The organism is Synechococcus sp. MIT S9504 (genome assembly GCF_047497135.1).
Taxonomy (GTDB): domain Bacteria; phylum Cyanobacteriota; class Cyanobacteriia; order PCC-6307; family Cyanobiaceae; genus Synechococcus_C.
Genome location: NZ_CP138942.1, coordinates 2,707,387 through 2,726,139, shown reverse-complemented (window position 1 = coordinate 2,726,139; position 18,753 = coordinate 2,707,387). Strand labels below are relative to the sequence as shown.

The window sequence follows — 18,753 nt, the reverse complement described above, 5'->3', positions numbered from 1 at the left end:
CGACTGATCAGTGGCTTCAGGTTACGCAAGCTTGTTCAGAGCGCATGCCGTCGGCACGGAACGGTGACGCAGGAGAATGAAGTGAGTTTGCCGTTCCTGCGCCGATTCCGATGCTGAGCACCTACCGCGAGAACGCTGCAGAACGCCTGGCCCAGGGGATCCCAGCGCTGCCACTCGATGCCAGCCAGACCCAAGCGCTCACTGAGCTGCTGCAGGACCCGCCTGCCGGGGAAGAGCAGGAACTGCTGCATCTGCTGAGTGAACGCATTCCACCTGGGGTGGATGAAGCCGCCTACGTGAAGGCAACTTGGCTGAGTGCTGTGGCGCAGGGCGAAGCGACCAGCCCATTGGTATCACCGCTCGAAGCGATCCGCCTGCTGGGAACGATGGTGGGGGGCTACAACGTGGCCGCCCTGATTGAGCTGCTCAAACACAGCAACGAGGAGCTGGCTGGATGTGCCGCTGAGGGCCTGAGCCGCACCCTGCTCGTGTACGACGCCTTCAACGAACTGATGGAGCTGGCGGCAGACAACCGCTTCGCCAAACAGGTGGTGGACAGCTGGGCAGCTGCGGAGTGGTTCACCTCCAGACCGGAGCTGGCTGAATCCATCACCGTGACCGTCTTCAAGATCGAAGGCGAAACCAACACCGACGATCTGTCTCCGGCAACCCATGCCACGACCCGTCCGGACATTCCCATGCATGCCCTGGCGATGCTGGAGACCCGAGACCCTAATGGCCTTGAGACGATCACAACACTGAAGCAGGGTGAGCATCCCGTTGTTTACGTAGGAGATGTTGTTGGTACGGGAAGCTCACGCAAGAGCGCCATCAACTCGGTGCTCTGGCATACGGGTGAAGACATTCCCCACGTGCCGAACAAACGGGCCGGCGGAGTGATTCTGGGCGGCAAGATCGCCCCAATCTTCTTCAACACTGCGGAAGACTCGGGTGCACTGCCGATCGAATGTGATGTGACCGGTCTGAACACCGGTGATGTGATCACCATTCGCCCCTACCAAGGCACGATCGAACGGGAGGGTGAGCTGGTGAGCCGCTTCGAACTGAAGCCAGCCACGATCAGTGATGAGGTGCGCGCCGGTGGCCGCATTCCATTGATGATCGGCCGGGCCCTCACCGACAAGGTGCGCGCCAAGCTTGGTTTGCCCCCTTCCGAACTGTTCATCCGCCCCAGTGCTCCGGAGGACACCGGCAAGGGATTCACCCTCGCGCAGAAAATGGTGGGCAAGGCCTGCGGCCTCACGGGTGTGCGCCCCGGCACCAGTTGCGAGCCGCTGATGACCACGGTCGGATCCCAGGACACGACCGGGCCGATGACCCGTGACGAAATGAAGGAGCTGGCCTGTCTGGGCTTCTCCTCCGACCTGGTGATGCAGAGCTTCTGCCACACCGCGGCCTATCCCAAGCCTGTGGATCTTCAGACCCAGAAGGACTTGCCCGACTTCTTCGCTCAGCGCGGCGGCGTTGCGCTGCGGCCCGGCGATGGCATCATCCACAGCTGGCTGAACCGCATGCTGCTGCCCGACACGGTGGGCACCGGTGGTGACAGCCACACCCGCTTTCCCCTGGGCATCTCCTTCCCGGCCGGTTCAGGACTGGTGGCCTTCGCTGCGGCCATTGGCGCCATGCCGCTCGACATGCCGGAGTCGGTGCTGGTCCGATTCAGCGGCTCCCTGCAGCCCGGTGTGACCCTGCGCGATGTGGTGAACGCCATTCCCTGGGTCGCCATTCAACGCGGCCTGCTGACGGTCGAGAAAGCCAACAAAAAGAATCTGTTCAATGGCCGGATCATGGAGATTGAAGGACTCCCTGATTTGAAGCTTGAGCAGGCCTTTGAACTCACCGACGCCAGCGCCGAGCGCTCCTGTGCCGGCTGCACGATCAAGCTCTCTGAAGCAACGGTGAGCGAATACCTGCGCAGCAACGTGGCCCTGCTCAAGAACATGATTGCCCGCGGGTACAGCGATGCGCGCACCCTGGCCCGCCGCATCAAGGAGATGGAGGCATGGCTGTCCAATCCCCAGCTGCTCAGCGCTGACGCCGATGCCGAGTACGCCGAGGTGCTGGAGATCAACCTCGATGAACTCAGCGAACCCGTTTTGGCCTGCCCGAACGATCCCGACAATGTGAAGCTGCTCAGCGAGGTGGCTGGAGCTCCGGTGCAGGAGGTGTTCATCGGCTCCTGCATGACCAACATCGGCCATTACCGGGCCGCAGCCAAGGTGCTCGAGGGAGCCGGTGAGAACAAAGCGCGACTCTGGGTGTGTCCCCCCACACGCATGGATGAGGAGACCCTCAAGACCGAGGGGTATTACGCCACCTTCGAAGCGGCCGGCTCACGGATGGAGATGCCGGGCTGTTCCCTGTGCATGGGCAACCAGGCCAGAGTCGAAGACGACACCACCGTGTTCTCCACCAGCACCCGAAACTTCAACAACCGCCTCGGCAAAGGCGCCCAGGTGTATCTGGGCAGTGCCGAACTGGCAGCGGTCTGTGCCCAGCTGGGCCGGATCCCCACAGCGGAGGAATACCGCAGCATCGCCTCCGAGAAGATCGATCCTCTCTCCGACGAGCTCTACCGCTATCTGAATTTTGACCAGATCAGCGGCTTCGAGGATCAGGGTCGGGTTGTGAGTGCGGATGAGGAGGCCCAGATGCTTGCCGGGGCCTGATCCCGCACAGGCAATGCAATGGTCGCTCTGAGTGAACTGAAACAACGCCGCCACCAGCTCGGCTCCAGCCGCAGCATCCGACGCCTGCTGGAGCGACGCTGGTGGGTTGTGGTGATGGCCCTGATGCTCACAGGCCTGGGCGCTGCCCTGACCGGTGTGCTGTTCAAGGCCGGTATCAAAGTCTTGAGTGGCTGGCGACTGGAACTGCTGGCGGATCTGCCGGCCTGGGCCGTTCTGCCTGGACTTGGAGCCTTGGGTGGCCTGATTTCAGGGCTGATGGTGGCCTACCTGGCCCCAGCGGCTGGTGGCTCAGGCATCACCCACATCATGGGATTCCTGAAACACCGAGCGGTGCCGATGGGGCTCCAGGTGGGCCTGGTGAAGCTGGTGGCGGGGATCGTGGCCATCGGCAGCGGCTTCCCGCTCGGCCCGGAAGGACCTGCGGTTCAGATGGGCGGCTCCGTGGCATGGCAGATGGCGCGCTGGTTGAAAGCACCTGTGGCCTTTCGCCGCTTGATCGTGGCCGCCGGCGGCGGAGCCGGTATCGCAGCCGTGTTCAGCGCCCCCATCGGAGGCTTCGTGTATGCCGTGGAGGAATTGCTGCACTCCGCCAGACCGGTGGTGTTGCTGCTGGTGATTGTCACCACATTCTGGGCCGATGCCTGGGCAGACGTTCTGGGTCTGGCCGGCCTCAATTCCAGTGGAGGGGGCCTGGATGCCACGCAGGGATTCCAGCTGGAACGGGAATACACACCACTGGTGAACTTCCTGCCGATCGATCTGGGCTACCTGATCGGGCTTGGCGTCGTGGTTGGGGTGCTGGCGGAGCTCTACTGCCGCTATGTGCTCGCCATGCAACGCAAGGGCAATGCCTGGTTCGGTGATCACCTGGTGATGCGCATGGTGATCAGTGGTGCTGTGCTGGGAGGCGTGTACGCCTTTCTGCCCGAGGCTTTTCACAACCTGGAAGGGCTGCAGCACCTGATCGCTGATGGCAAAGCCGATATCCCCATGGCGCTCGGCACCTTCATCGTGCTGTTCTTCAGCACCGGCCTGGCTGCAGCGTCGGGAGCTCCAGGCGGATTGTTTTACCCGATGCTCACCCTTGGCGGCGCCATCGGTCTGGCCTGCGGCATCTGGGTGGAAGCGCTCACCGGACACGTGCCAAGCACCTATGTGTTCGCTGGCATGGGTGCCTTCGTGGCCAGCTGCTCGCGCACACCGATCACGGCCATGTTTCTGGCCTTTGCACTCACCAAAGATCTGCTGATCCTCAAGCCGATCCTGGTGGCCTGCCTGGCCAGCTTCCTCGTTGCACGTCTGTTTGATGACCGCTCGATCTATGAGCGCCAGCTGGGCATGGAGCTGCTGGAGGAAGATCACCTGGAGGCCCGCAGGGAACGACGGGGCGGCATTCACCACGCTTGGGAGGGATCGATTCGACGCAGAAAGTTTGACCCTCCCAAACCATCAACACCTCCTAAAGGCAAAACCAAAAAACCTGATCCATAGGATCATTCTTCATTCCATGGCTAGGACGAAGAGGAGAAATAGCTGATCAAACCATGCGTCCAATCTTCGATATCGCCATCGACATGGCCACAGTATCGGACCCTGGCAACGCATCGATCGGCATCATTGGCTTTGAGAAACCTAGCCAACAAAATGTACCGGCCACAAACACCACAAGCGACGGCTATCAGCAGATTGGCGGTGTTGCTTACACATTCGAAATCGGTCAATACGAGATCACAGCATCGCAATATGTGGCATTTCTGAATGCCGTTGATCCAACAGGCATTAACCCCACACAACCATGGACAGGGGTCAAACTCTATGAGAATCGTTTTTCACCTGTCGTCAATCCATACCAGGGACAGATTATCAACATTCGCAATGCCGATGATGGCGAGCACTATGTACTGTCGGACGAAGACTGGAAGAATAAACCAATGATGTGGAACACCATGTTCCAATACCTTTATTTCATCAATGCACTGAGCAACGGCAACATCATTGCCGAAAACAACATCACCGAACAAAGCCCAGAAGGTTTTTCTGTGGAGCTATCCAAAAAATATGTGCGGTTTTCAGATGATTACCTCACGGGCGCTTACAACCTGAATGATTCGAAGTATGCATTCGCAACGCGCCAAAATAGATCCGGATTCTTCCTGCCGAGTGAAAATGAATGGGTGAAGGGTTCTTATTACGCTGGCTCTGAGACAGACAACGGCACCTTTTACTACTACTATCCAACAAGTACAAATTCCGTCCCCCAACCGCTCAAATCAGCAGCCTGGCTGATCGAACAGGGCATTCGCCCAGATGCTGCTGAACTGGCTGCCAATGTTGATCAAGACGGAAACGTGATCAATAATCGCCTCCAAGAAAGCATTTTAAAGAATCAGGGTTATGCCAACTACAACAAGCAGACTTACTGGCAACCTGATTACGCTCAACCAAACCTGAACAAAGCCAATGTCACCGACGTGGGTGGCTCAGCATCACCTTCACCATGGCTGACGTATGACCAAGGCGGAAATCTGGTCGAATGGACGGATACGCCCACTTCACCGCTGCAGCAAATCGGCAGTGAAAATCTCGAGAATGTTCCCGTGTATTTCAAGGTGCACGGTGGTATCGCCAATGCAGCTGACTATCAACTTTGGTTAACAGCCACCGGCACCAGTAATCCATACGGGCAGGTGTTGGGCTCGATGTATCAGTACAACGGTGCTCGTGTGTCCTACATCCCAGATGCAGACAACACAGACCTGCCCGATCAGGCGACTCCGTCGGCCATCGCCGATCCCTTAACAGGAGAAGGTGTTGTCACACGCGTGGATTCCCTGAACACCTACGACACCTTTTACACCACGAACAATGCTCAAGCGACTGATGCGCTGAACTCTGATGGCGAATACATCTTTATGGCCGCTTCATTCCGTGAAAAACCAAAGAATGCGCAGGGCTCCGTCGCTTACTACAGCTTTGTGGACCAGCAAAATCAAACGCACTACTACACCGGCAATGAAAGCGAAAGAGAGCAACTATCCGCCAATCCTCGCTACATCGGGGGCGACCTGGCCTTTTATGCCCTAGCCCCAGGCGAAGGGTCAACGGATTTCATTCGGTACTACAACAGCTCAACAGGTGCGTACGGGTTTTCTGCTGCAGCCGGGGATGAGCAGTTCTTCACTTCACGGGGATACAGCATCGATGGCATCGGCTGGAGCATCTGAAGCATTGATCCTTCAGGATGAAGATGTACATCTGAAGCTCCTGCCCTCCTGAACCAGGAAACGCTGCTGTTTGATCCGGCCGTGCCGGAAACCGGAGCCCTGCGCGCGGTGATGGCCTTTCCCAGCACTTACACGGTGGGGATCACCAGCCTGGGCTATCAAATCGTGTGGGCCACCCTGGCCATGCGTTCTGATCTGGATGTGCGTCGCCTGTTCACCGACCAGAGCGATCCACCGCATCGGCAGTGTGATCTGTTCGGACTTTCCCTGAGCTGGGAACTGGATGGTCCTGTGCTGCTTGATCTGCTGGAGCAGCAGCGGATTCCCATCTGGAGCGAGCAGCGCTCGGATCAGGATCCGATCGTGTTCGGCGGCGGTCCGGTGCTGACGGCGAACCCTGAGCCGTTGGCCCCTTTTTTCGATGTGATTCTTCTGGGAGACGGCGAAGAGCTGCTGCCCAGCTTCATCGACGCGCTTCAGGAGGTGCGCTCTGACTCACGCTCCGTGCGCCTGCGGCGACTGGCTCAGGTGCCTGGGATTTATGTGCCATCGCTGTACGCACCTCGCTACGGCAATGACGGCTGTCTGCAAAGCATCGACCCGATCGAAGCAGATCTGCCAGCCACGATCAGCAAGCAAACCTGGCGCGGCAACAGCCTCAGCCATTCAACGGTCATCACCCCCGAGTCCGCCTGGCCCGATATCCACATGGTGGAGGTGGTGCGCAGCTGCCCGGAACTGTGCCGTTTCTGTCTGGCCAGTTATCTCACGCTTCCCTTCCGCACGCCGTCTCTGGACGACGGCCTGATCCCTGCTGTCGAGAAAGGTCTGGTGGCAACGCGCAGGCTGGGACTGCTGGGTGCATCAGTCACTCAGCATCCACAGTTCGCAGACCTGCTGAGCTGGCTCGGCCATGAGCGCTTTGATGACGTGCGGGTGAGTGTGAGTTCAGTGCGGGCAGCCACCGTGACCACGGAGCTTGCCAGTGGACTGGCAAAACGGGGCAGCAAATCACTCACGATCGCCATCGAAAGCGGCAGCGAACGCATGCGCGAGGTGGTGAATAAAAAGCTCAGCAACGAGGAGATCAGCGCCGCTGCGCGCCATGCCAAGGAAGGGGGACTGCATGCCCTCAAGCTCTACGGAATGGTGGGGCTGCCCAGTGAACAGGAGGAGGATGTGGAAGCAACCGCTGATCTCTTGCTTCAGCTCAAGAAGAGCACCCCTGGCTTGCGTTTCAGCCTGGGCGTCAGCACCTTTGTTCCCAAGGCTCAGACCCCGTTCCAATGGCAGGGCGTTCGACCTGAAGCCGACAAACGCCTCAAACGACTGGCCAAACGACTGAAGCCAAAGGGCATTGATCTGCGCCCCGAGAGTTACGGCTGGAGCGTGATCCAGGCTCTGCTCTCCCGCAGTGATCGCCGCCTGGCGCCGGTCATCGCCGCAGTCCGAGGATCACAGGAAAGCCTCGGAGGCTGGAAGAAGGCCTACAGAGCTGCCGTGGCAGGCAAGCTTCCTTCAGCGCAGAGCGGAGGTGTCACCTTGCCCTTACCGCCAAGCTGGGAGCATGTGGTACACGACGTTTGGGACACTGAATCAGAGCTACCGTGGGGTCATCTCAAAGGTCCTTTAACCAAGGAGCGGCTGATCAAGGATCGAGAGAAGTCGTTCGTCTAAGGGAAACAACAGGTACAAACACTCAGAAACCTGATGAAATTTGCAACTCAAAACGAGGCACCGTCTGTAAGACGATGTTTTTGTTTAGTAAGCCAGTTAAAAAATGGTTTGAGAAGTCTCGCGTCAAAACCATACCCAGCAAGTTCTAAGCGTTTTTTCAGCCTGAGCACAGGGAAATTTCAACAAATTGCGCAATCCAGGAGCAAACTAACGATTACACTGAAAGTGTGATCAAGATCACAAAAACGATTGATCTCGCTCACAGATCACAATCAGTGATTAGGCCATCATCAATACATGGAAATGAATTGAATTCTCAAAATTTTCAACTATGGAAGACCTTAATACACCTCAATTATCTTCGAACACCGGACAAACGGGCGATATTATTAGTGTTTCCTCGTCCCCAGCTCTTAGCTCGAATTTAGGATATGGATTTGAGCGAAATCTCAATAATAACTCAGAAAACAATGCGGCCTTGCCCCTGATTAGCAGTCATACAGACATTGTCCTTGACAGCTCTTGTAATGAGCAAGCCTCACTAAGTATCGAAGGGTACGTGGGCATAGGTATCTCATATGAGATCAATCAACTCGTCTTCGAAAAAATCTTATCTGATGAGTTTTTCAGATGCAGCACGGACAATGATTGCGTTTCAAATGTTGAGGATTATCTTACGGGAATATCCCTTTACCAAGCTGAATCTGACATTAGTCAAGATTTCAATGCTGATGAAATTATAGGCGCTAATATTGATGAAGACAACAACGGAATTGTTGATGGCTCAGAGCAGTCGGCCTACGAGCTCATCAGAGAAGCTGTCAATAATCAACCTGTAACGCTCAAATCAAGTGGCGGTCAAACTTGGTCCGATGCTTCCAGATCCAATTGGAATATCACTCACGCCAAACAGACTGAAAATGGATTTAAAGCACTTCTCGATGGCACGGGGCACAGTGAAGGACAATACGTTGTCTGGGAAACAGATACCGATGGTTTCATCACAACAAGTTCTGGTTGGATGAGTACTGAACAAGGCGTCAACACTGGACTAGAAAATATTTTTGGCGTTGACCTTGATAATAACGGTCTCATCTTTGGGAGTAATTCCTATCAATTCGCTAGAGATAATCAACCTGTAACGCTCAAATCAAGTGGCGGTCAAACTTGGTCCGATGCTTCCAGATCCAATTGGAATATCACTCACGCCAAACAGACTGAAAATGGATTTAAAGCACTTCTCGATGGCACGGGGCACAGTGAAGGACAATACGTTGTCTGGGAAACAGATACCGATGGTTTCATCACAACAAGTTCTGGTTGGATGAGTACTGAACAAGGCGTCAACACTGGACTAGAAAATATTTTTGGCGTTGACCTTGATAATAACGGTCTCATCTTTGGGAGTAATTCCTATCAATTCGCTAGAGATAATCAACCTGTAACGCTCAAATCAAGTGGCGGTCAAACTTGGTCCGATGCTTCCAGATCCAATTGGAATATCACTCACGCCAAACAGACTGAAAATGGATTTAAAGCACTTCTCGATGGCACGGGGCACAGTGAAGGACAATACGTTGTCTGGGAAACAGATACCGATGGTTTCATCACAACAAGTTCTGGTTGGATGAGTACTGAACAAGGCGTCAACACTGGACTAGAAAATATTTTTGGCGTTGACCTTGATAATAACGGTCTCATCTTTGGGGGTAATTCCTATCAATTCGCTAGAGATAATCAACCTGTAACGCTCAAATCAAGTGGCGGTCAAACTTGGTCCGATGCTTCCAGATCCAATTGGAATATCACTCACGCCAAACAGACTGAAAATGGATTTAAAGCACTTCTCGATGGCACGGGGCACAGTGAAGGACAATACGTTGTCTGGGAAACAGATACCGATGGTTTCATCACAACAAGTTCTGGTTGGATGACTACTGAACAAGGCGTCAACACTGGACTAGAAAATATTTTTGGCGTTGACCTTGATAATAACGGTCTCATCTTTGGGGGTAATTCCTATCAATTCGCTAGAGACAATCAACCTGTAACGCTCAAATCAAGTGGCGGTCAAACTTGGTCCGATGCTTCCAGATCCAATTGGAATATCACTCACGCCAAACAGACTGAAAATGGATTTAAAGCACTTCTCGATGGCACGGGGCACAGTGAAGGACAATACGTTGTCTGGGAAACAGATACCGATGGTTTCATCACAACAAGTTCTGGTTGGATGAGTACTGAACAAGGCGTCAACACTGGACTAGAAAATATTTTTGGCGTTGACCTTGATAATAACGGTCTCATCTTTGGGGGTAATTCCTATCAATTCGCTAGAGATAATCAACCTGTAACGCTCAAATCAAGTGGCGGTCAAACTTGGTCCGATGCTTCCAGATCCAATTGGAATATCACTCACGCCAAACAGACTGAAAATGGATTTAAAGCACTTCTCGATGGCACGGGGCACAGTGAAGGACAATACGTTGTCTGGGAAACAGATACCGATGGTTTCATCACAACAAGTTCTGGTTGGATGACTACTGAACAAGGCGTCAACACTGGACTAGAAAATATTTTTGGCGTTGACCTTGATAAGGATGGTGTAATTGGTGAGGCAATTAAAATACAAGGCATCTCTGATGAATCAATTCAAAACAATATTAATAGTTTTCTTAGCGACAACCTCTTCACCCACCAAGAACTGAAATCACTTCTAGTGGATGTCGCAAGTGGAGGAGTCACGGCAACAGAACTAACAGACCTGCAAACCATTGAAACCAATCTCAGCGGCTACCTTTCAGCGACTGACGATTCATACCAAAGCTATATCTTTGACGCAGTAGTCAATGGCAACACCGCAAACCAGTGGTGGACCGGTGGCGAATCAAGCCGCATCAGTCTCGGCAACCTCTCTGAAGGCGCCAGTGAAGATCACCTCAATTCACTCGTTGACAAGTGGTATGGCGGCCTTGATCGCCCCACGAACTTCGTGCAGGGAGATTCTGCTGCCAGTGCAAGCGCAATGACGTTCGATTACTACGAAATGGTTGGTGATCTCTTTGTCGATGGAGTTAATTTCGATGATGTCAGACAAGGACAGGCAGGAACTTGCTATGTCTTAGCGGCTGCTTGCTCCTATGCAGATGCTGATTCCAGCATCATCACAGAGATGTTTAAAGACAATGGTGATGGCACCTATGGTGTTCGTTTTTATGACAACAGCCTCAGTGAAGTCTGGGTGACCGTCGATTCCTACGTACCAAGCACAAACGGCTACAGCACAGCACTTGCAGGCAACGCATCTTGGGGCCTATCAGGCGAGAAGTGGGTGTCCTTGCTGGAGAAAGGCTATGCACAAGCCAATGAAACAGGGGCTTTCTCGAGAGGGAGCGACAGCAGCAAAAACAGTTATGCAGCGGTAGAAGGGGGTTGGATGGATGCACTGACACACCTCTCTGGAAACACGACCACAACTGTTTCTCTGAACTACACAGGAACTGGCGGTTCTGGAACAGGCCTGAATGGCTGGACCAACGCTTGGGGAAGTCAAACAAGCTGGAATGCATTCGAATCTCAAGCGATTGCTGCAATCAACAACAACAAAGCACTTTGGCTGGGGTCATTCGGCAATACCTGGGGGAGCAACGGCCGAAGGGATTTCGTCGCTGGACATGCTTTTGCAATTACTGACTACAACGCCAGCACTGGATTATTCACGATCGTGAATCCTTGGGGATCCAGCAGTGGCAGCAGTAATCACACCTTCACAGCACGCTGGAGCGAACTTGCCACTTATGGACTAGACCCCATCGTGAGCTGGGCTTGATCATTAGAAGAAACAACTAGTCCCTCTTTGTTCTGATCGTGTAAACACAAACTTCACCTACTGAACTAAGCCAGAGGTCAATGTTGGGCATGAGTCCGCCCGCCAAAACTGCTGCGCAGGCCGGCCAGCAAAATCCAGCCGGCAATATTCAACCGACTGTCAAAAAAGGGCAGATCTGTGCCGTGCAGAACCATCAGCACGAAGAACGCCGTCCACCAGGCCCGGTCGAACAGGCCGGAGAGTCCTCGCCGCAGGCTCACCACCAACAGAGCCAACACAAAACCCACCAGCAGCACTGCCACCGGCAGACCATGACTGATGGCCAGCTCCAGCGGCAGATTGTGAGCATGGCCATGCCACTGACCGGTGCGCAGTGGATAGATCACTGAGAACGCTGCAGCTCCCCAGCCCAGCCATGGCCGTTCAGCAATTAATTGCAGCGCAACGTTCCATTGACTGATGCGCGTGGAAGCTAGGACCCTTTCCCCCCCGTACTGACTGTCGTTTAGGCGGGCCCAGAGACTTTCAGGCACCAGTGTCCGAGCGGGATCCTGAAACATCAGCGGCACCCCTGGAAGCACAGACAGCAACACCGGCAGAAGTGCCAGCGCCAGCAGAGGAATCAACCAGGGCCAGCTGAGTGGACCCAGAACGAGCGGCACCACCAGCACCAATGAACCCCAACCGTTGCGCGATTCCGTGAGCACCAACGCCACCACTACCAGCACGGCCAGAGCCACCACCACAACCCGGCGCCAGCGGTTCAACCCCTGCTGCACCAGGGCAGCCAGGGTCAGCGGCCAGACCAGGGCCAACCAGGCGGAGGCGATGTTGGCGTAATCAAACAGTCCGGAAAGACGCCCCTCAGGACGACCCCCTGCTGCCATGAACCACACAATCAATCCACCCATCAACTGCCAGGGTCCCTGCCATCCCCACCACAGCTGACCAAGACCGGTCACCACCACAGGCACACTGCCTGCCACCAGCCAGAGAGCAGAACGGCGCCGGGCCTCTGAACTCATCACGTAGGGCTGAAAACCCCAGAAACCCCAGAAAAAAGGAAGCCAATTGGCCAGACCCACCCAGGCGAGTCCCTGGTCATAGGCCCCAAAGCAACCAAGAATCATCAGGCCTGAAGCCAGCAGCAGCGGAGCATTCCAGGGGTCACGCCAAAAGGGCCGGTCACGCCCGGCACAGCCGAACAACAGCGCTGGGAACAGCAGCAGACTGCCCAGCAGAGCTGACGACGGCAGCAGAAACAAACCGAGCTGAAAGCAGCGCCAACCACGTGAAGATGCCAGGGAGGGACGGCCCTGATCCAGCCAGGCGATCATGCGAACACTGCCGTACGGCCGCGATAGACCATCACCTGACGGCAGAGGTGAAGGCGTAGAGCCCTTGCCAGAGCAAGTCGCTCGGTGTCACGACCCTTGCGGATCAGGTCCTGCACCTCATCGCGATGGCTCACATGGGCGATGGTCTGCTCAATGATCGGGCCGTCGTCCAGTTCCTCGGTCACGTAGTGGGACGTCGCACCGATCAGTTTCACGCCCCGTTCCCAGGCGCGGTGATAGGGCTGTGCACCCTTGAAAGCGGGCAGAAATGAGTGATGGATATTGATCACATTGGGAAAGTGCTCGAGGAAGGCACCGCTGAGCACCTGCATGTATTTGGCCAGCACCGCCAGCTCCACCCGATGTTCGATCAGCAACTCAAGGATGGTTTGTTCCGCTTCAGCCTTGGTCTCGTGGGTCACGGGCACATGCACAAACGGCACCCCGAACTCCTTGCAGCTGCTCTCCAGATCAGGGTGATTGGCAATCACGATGGGAACCTGCATGGGCAGTTCCCCACTGCGAGCCCGCCAGAGCAGATCAAGCAGGCAGTGACTTTGCTTGCTCACCAGAATCGCCACACGGGGATGCTCATCAGAGAAGTGGAGCTGAGCCTCGCCCCCGAGCCGTTGCGCCAGTGACTCCACCGCTGGTGCAATCGCCTGGCGCGGTAGACCAAAGCCCTCCAGATCCCACTCAATTCTGCTGAGAAACAGGCCGGCACCGGAATCGGTGTGGTGATCGGCATGACGGATGTTGCCCCCGTTCGCAGCCACCCAGCCAGCGAGCTCACTCACGAGTGCCGGACGGTCGGGACAGATCAGCTGAAGGATGACCGAAGCGGAGGACAAGACTCTGAGAAAGATGAAAGCGTTGATTCTGCGCCCGAATGGTTGCTTGCCTATCAGCGAATATGCAGGTTCAGGTCCCTGGAGGTGGCCTGTCCGATCCGGGCTCGGATGGTTGGCAATCCAAAACGTTCATGGGCCGCAAACCTGTGACAGTTGTTGAACCCCCAGAGCTGACCATCCACCTCCAAGAGATCGATCGGTTCGTGCAATCCCTGTTCACCAATGGAGGCCACCAGGGCTTTCAGCCTGATCTTCGTCAAGACATCGCTCAGGGGCCTGCGGACGGAAGCCAACGGCGCCCTGTCCACCCACATGAGAGCACTCGTGACGATGAGTGTTTCAATCAAATTTAGATGGCGGTTAAAATCGCCACGATTCTTGTGAACCCCGATGCTGAGCGCCCTGCGCCGCGTGGCCGCCTTCTGCCTCTGCCTCGCCCTCTGTTTCGGCCTCGCAGCTTGTGATGGCAGCGCCAATGCCAATCCCGCAACCATCAGCCCTGAAGATATGGCTGTGATCCGCCGCCAGGTGGAAGGCTTCACAGCTGCCAGGGACCGACTGCCTGAACTGGCCAAGCTTGTTGACGAACGGGACTGGACCTTCACACGCAACCTGATCCATGGCCCCATGCAGGAAGTGGGCCGCGAAATGCTGTACATCAATCAACGGCTGCTCCCCCAGGACAGAGCAGAAGCCAACAAATTGGCGACGTCCCTGAAGGACGCCATGGCTGATCTCGATGAAGCCGCTCGTCTCCAGGACGACGGCAAACTTCAGAAGTCATTCGACGAGCTGGAATCAGGCTTCACCAATTACGCAGCAGTCATCCCCGAGCAGGCTTTGAGCTGATCGCCTCCATCGCCGTCATTGGTGCAGGAGTCACCGGCACAAGCACCGCTTGGCATCTTGCTGGGCAAGGTCACAGAGTTTTGCTCTCGGATCCATTGCTGGCCAGGCCGATCCCATCCAAGCCAGCTGATCGTGATCTGAATGGCAGCACCGCATCTCTGGGCGTGCTGATGGGCCATGCCTTCCGGCGTTCGAGCGGCCGGGCCTGGAGGCTGCGTCAACGCAGCATGACGCTTTGGCCGTCGTGGGTTGAGCAACTGAATCATCCGGAGTCGCCGCTGCAGCTGGAGACTCCGTTGATCCAACTCGCAGGCAGTGCCGACGAGGCACTGCGGATGCAACAGCTTGCGGATGCAAGACCCGATTCAGGACTGCAGTTCATCACCAACGAGAGGCTGGAGCAGGCTGATCCGCCATGGCCACAGGCTGGTCATGGGGCGATGCTGTCGAAACGTGATGGACGGATCGATCCGCTACAGCTGCTTCGGGCCCTGAGACGAAGCCTGGTTGAGCACAACATCGAACTTCGAGGGACAGAGGTTGTGGAACTGCTGCGGCAAAGCAGCTCAGATCAGAGCAAGTGGCGCCTCCTCACTGCAGACGGAGGGATCGACGACTTCGATGTGGTGGTGATTTGTTCTGCTTTGGGCAGCACCAAACTGCTGCAGAGCCTTGGGCATCAACGTCCCATGGATGCCGTGCTCGGACAGGTGCTTGAACTTCAGCTCAACAAGCCAGCCAGGCCATGGTCAGGGTGGCCAGCAGTGCTCACCTGCGGCGGCATCAATCTGATTCCGCACGGACAGGATCGCCTGTGGATCGGAGCCACGCTGGAGCCTGGCGTGAACGCGGATCCCGCTGCCACAGAGACCATGAAACGGCTCAACGAACTGGCGCCGGCATGGCTGAACGACGCCAGAGTGATCGGCCAGTGGCGTGGCTTGCGTGCACGACCACGAGAACGGCCTGCTCCACTGCTGGAAGAGCTGGAACCTGGGCTGCTGCTGGCATCAGGGCACTACCGCAACGGCGTGTTGCTGACACCCGCAACCGCTGAATGGGTTGGCCAGCACGTTGATCAACAATCGATAACCAACCGTTAAATCGGGTCTCCTCGCATTGCAATAAGTTCAAACCGGGTGTTCTTCACTCTCCAACGATTTTTCTAGAAGAGTTCATGCAACGCTCTTTTCTCACGAGAACGCTGACTGTCATCTTGGGTGTGGCCGCAGGACTCAGCCTGGCTGCTTGCTCCACAGGTGGTGGTAGTGATGAAAAAGTCCAGGGCCAGCTCTCCGCAGCAGGCGCTTCCTTCCCTGCGGCTATTTACCAGCGATGGTTTCAGGGATTGTCGTCCCAAGGTGTGAATGTCAATTACCAGTCAGTGGGTTCGGGTGCTGGAGTCCGTCAATTCACCGCAGAAACCGTCGATTTCGGCGCATCCGACAAGCCGATGAAGCCCGAAGCCATCGCCAAGGTGAGTCGCGGTGTGGTGCAAATCCCCATGACCGCCGGGGCGATCGCCGTGGCTTACAACAACCCTGGCTGCGATTTATCACTCACCCAAAAGCAACTGGCAGGCATTTTTCTCGGGCAGATCACGAACTACAACGAACTCGGATGTGATGACAAGGCGATCAACGTTGTTCACCGTTCCGACGGCTCCGGCACCACCTACAACTTCACGAAACATCTAGAAGCCATTAGCCCTGAGTGGAAAAAGGATGTTGGTGCAGAAAAGTCGGTCAAATGGCCAACCGGTGTTGGAGCCAAAGGCAATGAGGGTGTCTCCGCCCAGCTGAACCAAATCGCTGGAGGCATCGGTTATGTGGAATTGGCCTATGTGAAGGGTGATCTCCAGGCCGCTGCGGTGCAGAACGCTTCGGGTGAACAGGTGAAGCCCACCAATGCTACGGCCAGCGAAGCTCTGGGTTCCATTGACCTCGGCCCCGATCTGATCGGAGGTAATCCCAATCCCAAAGCGGGCTATCCGATCGTCACCTTCACCTGGGTGCTGGCCTACCAAACTGGCAACGACGACAAAACGACAATGTTGAGGAAGACCTTTAACTACATGCTGTCCGAAGAAGCACAGTCGCAGGCTCCCGAGCTGGGCTACGTCTCATTGCCACCTGATGTGGTGAACCAATCCAAAGCCGCAGCCGATTCCATCAACTGAACGATCGCAGCCTCTAGATCAACTGCGTCTAGACCAACTTGCAAATCAAGAGGGAGCGAATGCTCCCTTTTTGATGCAACAAAAAACCCCGTCTGTGATCAGACGGGGAAGAAAACACGAGGATTCAGACTACGTGTGATTGGCCTTAAAAATCACTTGGATTCCGTGAATTCAGCATCGATCACATCATCGCCGGACTCACCAGATCCAGAACCCCCTCCGGGAGTCGCGCCTGAGTCGCCACCAGGAGCAGCGCCGGCTTCAGCACCAGCCTGCTGATACACAGAGGCTCCCACGGTGTAAAGCTCCTGCTGCAGTTCCTCAAGCAGGGGCTTCATCGCGTCGTAATCCTCCTTCTCAGTGGCTTCCTTGAGCTTGTTGCGCTTCTCCTCCACCTTGGTCTTGGCATCTGCATCGACCTTGTCGCCCAGCTCCTCCATCTGCTTTTCAGCTTGATAAACGAGGGTTTCAGCCTGGTTCTTGAGATCGATCCGCTCGCGCTTCTCCTTGTCAGCGCTGGCGTTGGCTTCAGCATCCTTGACCATGGTTTCCACCTCGGAGTCGCTGAGGGTGGAGGCTCCGGTGATGGAGATGGATTGCTCCTTGCCGCTGCCCTTGTCCTTGGCGGTGACGCTGAGAATGCCGTTGGCATCAATGTCGAAGGTCACTTCGATCTGAGGCACGCCGCGGGGAGCAGCGGGAATGCCATCAAGACGGAAGGTTCCGAGGCTCTTGTTATCGGACGCCATCTCGCGCTCACCCTGGAGCACGTGAATCTCCACGTTGGTCTGACCATCCACAGCAGTGGAGTAGGTCTCAGACTTCTTGGTGGGCACCGTGGTGTTGCGGGTGATCATCTTGGTCATCACACCGCCGAGGGTCTCCACACCAAGAGAAAGAGGGGTGACGTCCAGCAACAGGATGTCCTTGACTTCACCGGCGAGCACACCGCCCTGGATGGCAGCACCCACGGCCACCACCTCATCGGGGTTCACGGTTTGATTGGGATCCTTACCAGTGACTCGCTTGACCAGCTCGAGCACAGCCGGAATCCGGGTGGAACCACCCACCATCACAATCTCGTCCAGCTCACCGGACGACAGCTTGGCGTCCTTGAGTGACTGCTCAACAGGAACGCGGCAGCGATCAATCAACTTGGAGGCCAGCTCCTCGAACTTGCCACGGGTCAGGGTGAGGTCGAGATGCTTGGGTCCTTCCGGGGTGGCCGTGATGAACGGCAGATTGATCTCGCTCTGGGTGGCGCTGGAGAGTTCAATCTTGGCTTTTTCAGCCGCTTCGGTGAGGCGCTGGAGAGCCTGCTTGTCCTGACGCAGATCGATGCCTTCATTCGACTTAAAGGTGTCGGCCAGGTGATCGACAATCACCTTGTCAAAGTCATCACCGCCGAGGTGGGTGTCGCCCGAGGTGGACAGAACCTCAAAAACGCCGTCGCCAACCTCAAGAACCGACACGTCGAAGGTTCCACCACCGAGGTCGAAGACCAGGATCCGCTCATTGCTCTTTTTGTCGAGCCCGTAAGCCAAAGCCGCAGCGGTGGGTTCGTTGATGATGCGCAGCACCTCAAGGCCGGCAATCTTGCCCGCATCCTTGGTGGCCTGACGCTGGGAATCATTGAAATAGGCGGGAACGGTGATCACCGCCTGGGTCACAGACTCTCCGAGGTACTTGCCGGCATCCTCTGCCAGCTTGCGCAGCACCTGGGCGGACACCTCCTCAGGGGCGAACTGCTTCTCGAGAACCGGACACTTCACCTTCACATTGGAGCCGGCTTTCTCAACCGAATAACTCACTTCCTTCGACTCTTCGTTCACTTCATCGACCCGACGGCCGATGAAACGTTTCACGGAATAGAACGTGTTGTCGGGATTCATGACCGCCTGACGCTTGGCGATCTGACCCACCAGTTGATCCTGGTTCTTGGTGTAGGCCACCACCGACGGCGTGGTGCGGAAGCCCTCGGCATTGGCGATCACGGTGGGCTTGCCGCCCTCCATCACCGACACACAACTGTTGGTGGTTCCGAGATCGATGCCGACAACCTTGCCCATCCGTGCCTCCTTGCTTCGCGTAGT

12 protein-coding genes are annotated in these 18,753 nt (G+C 55.9%); 8 read left to right on the top strand and 4 right to left on the bottom strand.

Annotated features, from left to right (window positions below; translation table 11 throughout):
* Positions 1-110 precede the first annotated feature (110 nt).
* From acnB to SIB58_RS14755, 5 genes are all read left to right on the top strand, one after another.
* Complete coding sequence (gene acnB / locus SIB58_RS14775; RefSeq protein WP_067326990.1) at positions 111-2,693, top strand: bifunctional aconitate hydratase 2/2-methylisocitrate dehydratase; 2,583 nt, start codon at positions 111-113, stop codon at positions 2,691-2,693.
* Between the two features lie 18 nt (positions 2,694-2,711).
* The gene (locus SIB58_RS14770) at positions 2,712-4,205 is read left to right on the top strand and encodes a ClC family H(+)/Cl(-) exchange transporter (RefSeq protein ID WP_067326993.1); all 1,494 of its coding nucleotides are present in this window, start codon (positions 2,712-2,714) and stop codon (positions 4,203-4,205) included.
* 53 nt (positions 4,206-4,258) lie between these two features.
* Positions 4,259-5,938 (top strand): hypothetical protein, encoded by a 1,680-nt coding sequence (locus SIB58_RS14765; protein WP_067326996.1) that lies wholly within the window; start codon positions 4,259-4,261, stop codon positions 5,936-5,938.
* Positions 5,939-6,049: 111 nt separating this feature from the next.
* A complete protein-coding gene (locus SIB58_RS14760) occupies positions 6,050-7,615 on the top strand; it encodes a B12-binding domain-containing radical SAM protein (protein WP_067327023.1) in 1,566 nt (521 codons plus the stop codon).
* Between the two features lie 331 nt (positions 7,616-7,946).
* Positions 7,947-11,444 carry a C2 family cysteine protease gene (locus SIB58_RS14755; protein WP_414494675.1) on the top strand — a complete coding sequence of 1,166 codons (3,498 nt, stop codon included), beginning with the start codon at positions 7,947-7,949 and terminating at the stop codon, positions 11,442-11,444.
* A 77-nt stretch (positions 11,445-11,521) separates the two neighbouring features.
* Here the strand turns inward: SIB58_RS14755 and SIB58_RS14750 are convergent, their stop codons facing one another.
* Genes SIB58_RS14750 through SIB58_RS14740 form a run of 3 tightly spaced genes read right to left on the bottom strand, consistent with a single transcriptional unit; the run spans position 11,522 to position 13,892 of the window.
* Positions 11,522-12,781 (bottom strand): O-antigen ligase family protein, encoded by a 1,260-nt coding sequence (locus SIB58_RS14750; protein WP_067327460.1) that lies wholly within the window; start codon positions 12,779-12,781, stop codon positions 11,522-11,524.
* Positions 12,778-13,632, bottom strand: a complete 855-nt coding sequence (gene purU, locus SIB58_RS14745; protein WP_067327457.1) for a formyltetrahydrofolate deformylase — start codon at positions 13,630-13,632, stop codon at positions 12,778-12,780. Before purU ends, SIB58_RS14750 begins: the two co-directional genes overlap by 4 nt.
* A gap of 53 nt (positions 13,633-13,685) precedes the next feature.
* The gene (locus tag SIB58_RS14740) at positions 13,686-13,892 is read right to left on the bottom strand and encodes a ParB N-terminal domain-containing protein (RefSeq protein WP_231884223.1); all 207 of its coding nucleotides are present in this window, start codon (positions 13,890-13,892) and stop codon (positions 13,686-13,688) included.
* Positions 13,893-14,022: 130 nt separating this feature from the next.
* On the opposite strand from SIB58_RS14740, the gene psbQ reads away from it, so the two are divergent.
* From psbQ to pstS, 3 genes are all read left to right on the top strand, one after another.
* Entirely contained in the window at positions 14,023-14,481 is a 459-nt protein-coding gene (gene psbQ, locus SIB58_RS14735; protein WP_067327452.1) for a photosystem II protein PsbQ, read from the top strand.
* Positions 14,430-15,584, top strand: a complete 1,155-nt coding sequence (locus SIB58_RS14730; protein WP_369818673.1) for an NAD(P)/FAD-dependent oxidoreductase — start codon at positions 14,430-14,432, stop codon at positions 15,582-15,584. Before psbQ ends, SIB58_RS14730 begins: the two co-directional genes overlap by 52 nt.
* Before the next feature lie 74 nt (positions 15,585-15,658).
* Positions 15,659-16,660: a phosphate ABC transporter substrate-binding protein PstS gene (gene pstS / locus SIB58_RS14725; protein WP_067327446.1), complete on the top strand. Its 1,002-nt coding sequence runs from the start codon at positions 15,659-15,661 to the stop codon at positions 16,658-16,660.
* A 152-nt stretch (positions 16,661-16,812) separates the two neighbouring features.
* Here the strand turns inward: pstS and dnaK are convergent, their stop codons facing one another.
* Positions 16,813-18,729 carry a molecular chaperone DnaK gene (gene dnaK, locus SIB58_RS14720; RefSeq protein ID WP_067327443.1) on the bottom strand — a complete coding sequence of 639 codons (1,917 nt, stop codon included), beginning with the start codon at positions 18,727-18,729 and terminating at the stop codon, positions 16,813-16,815.
* Positions 18,730-18,753: the final 24 nt, after the last annotated feature.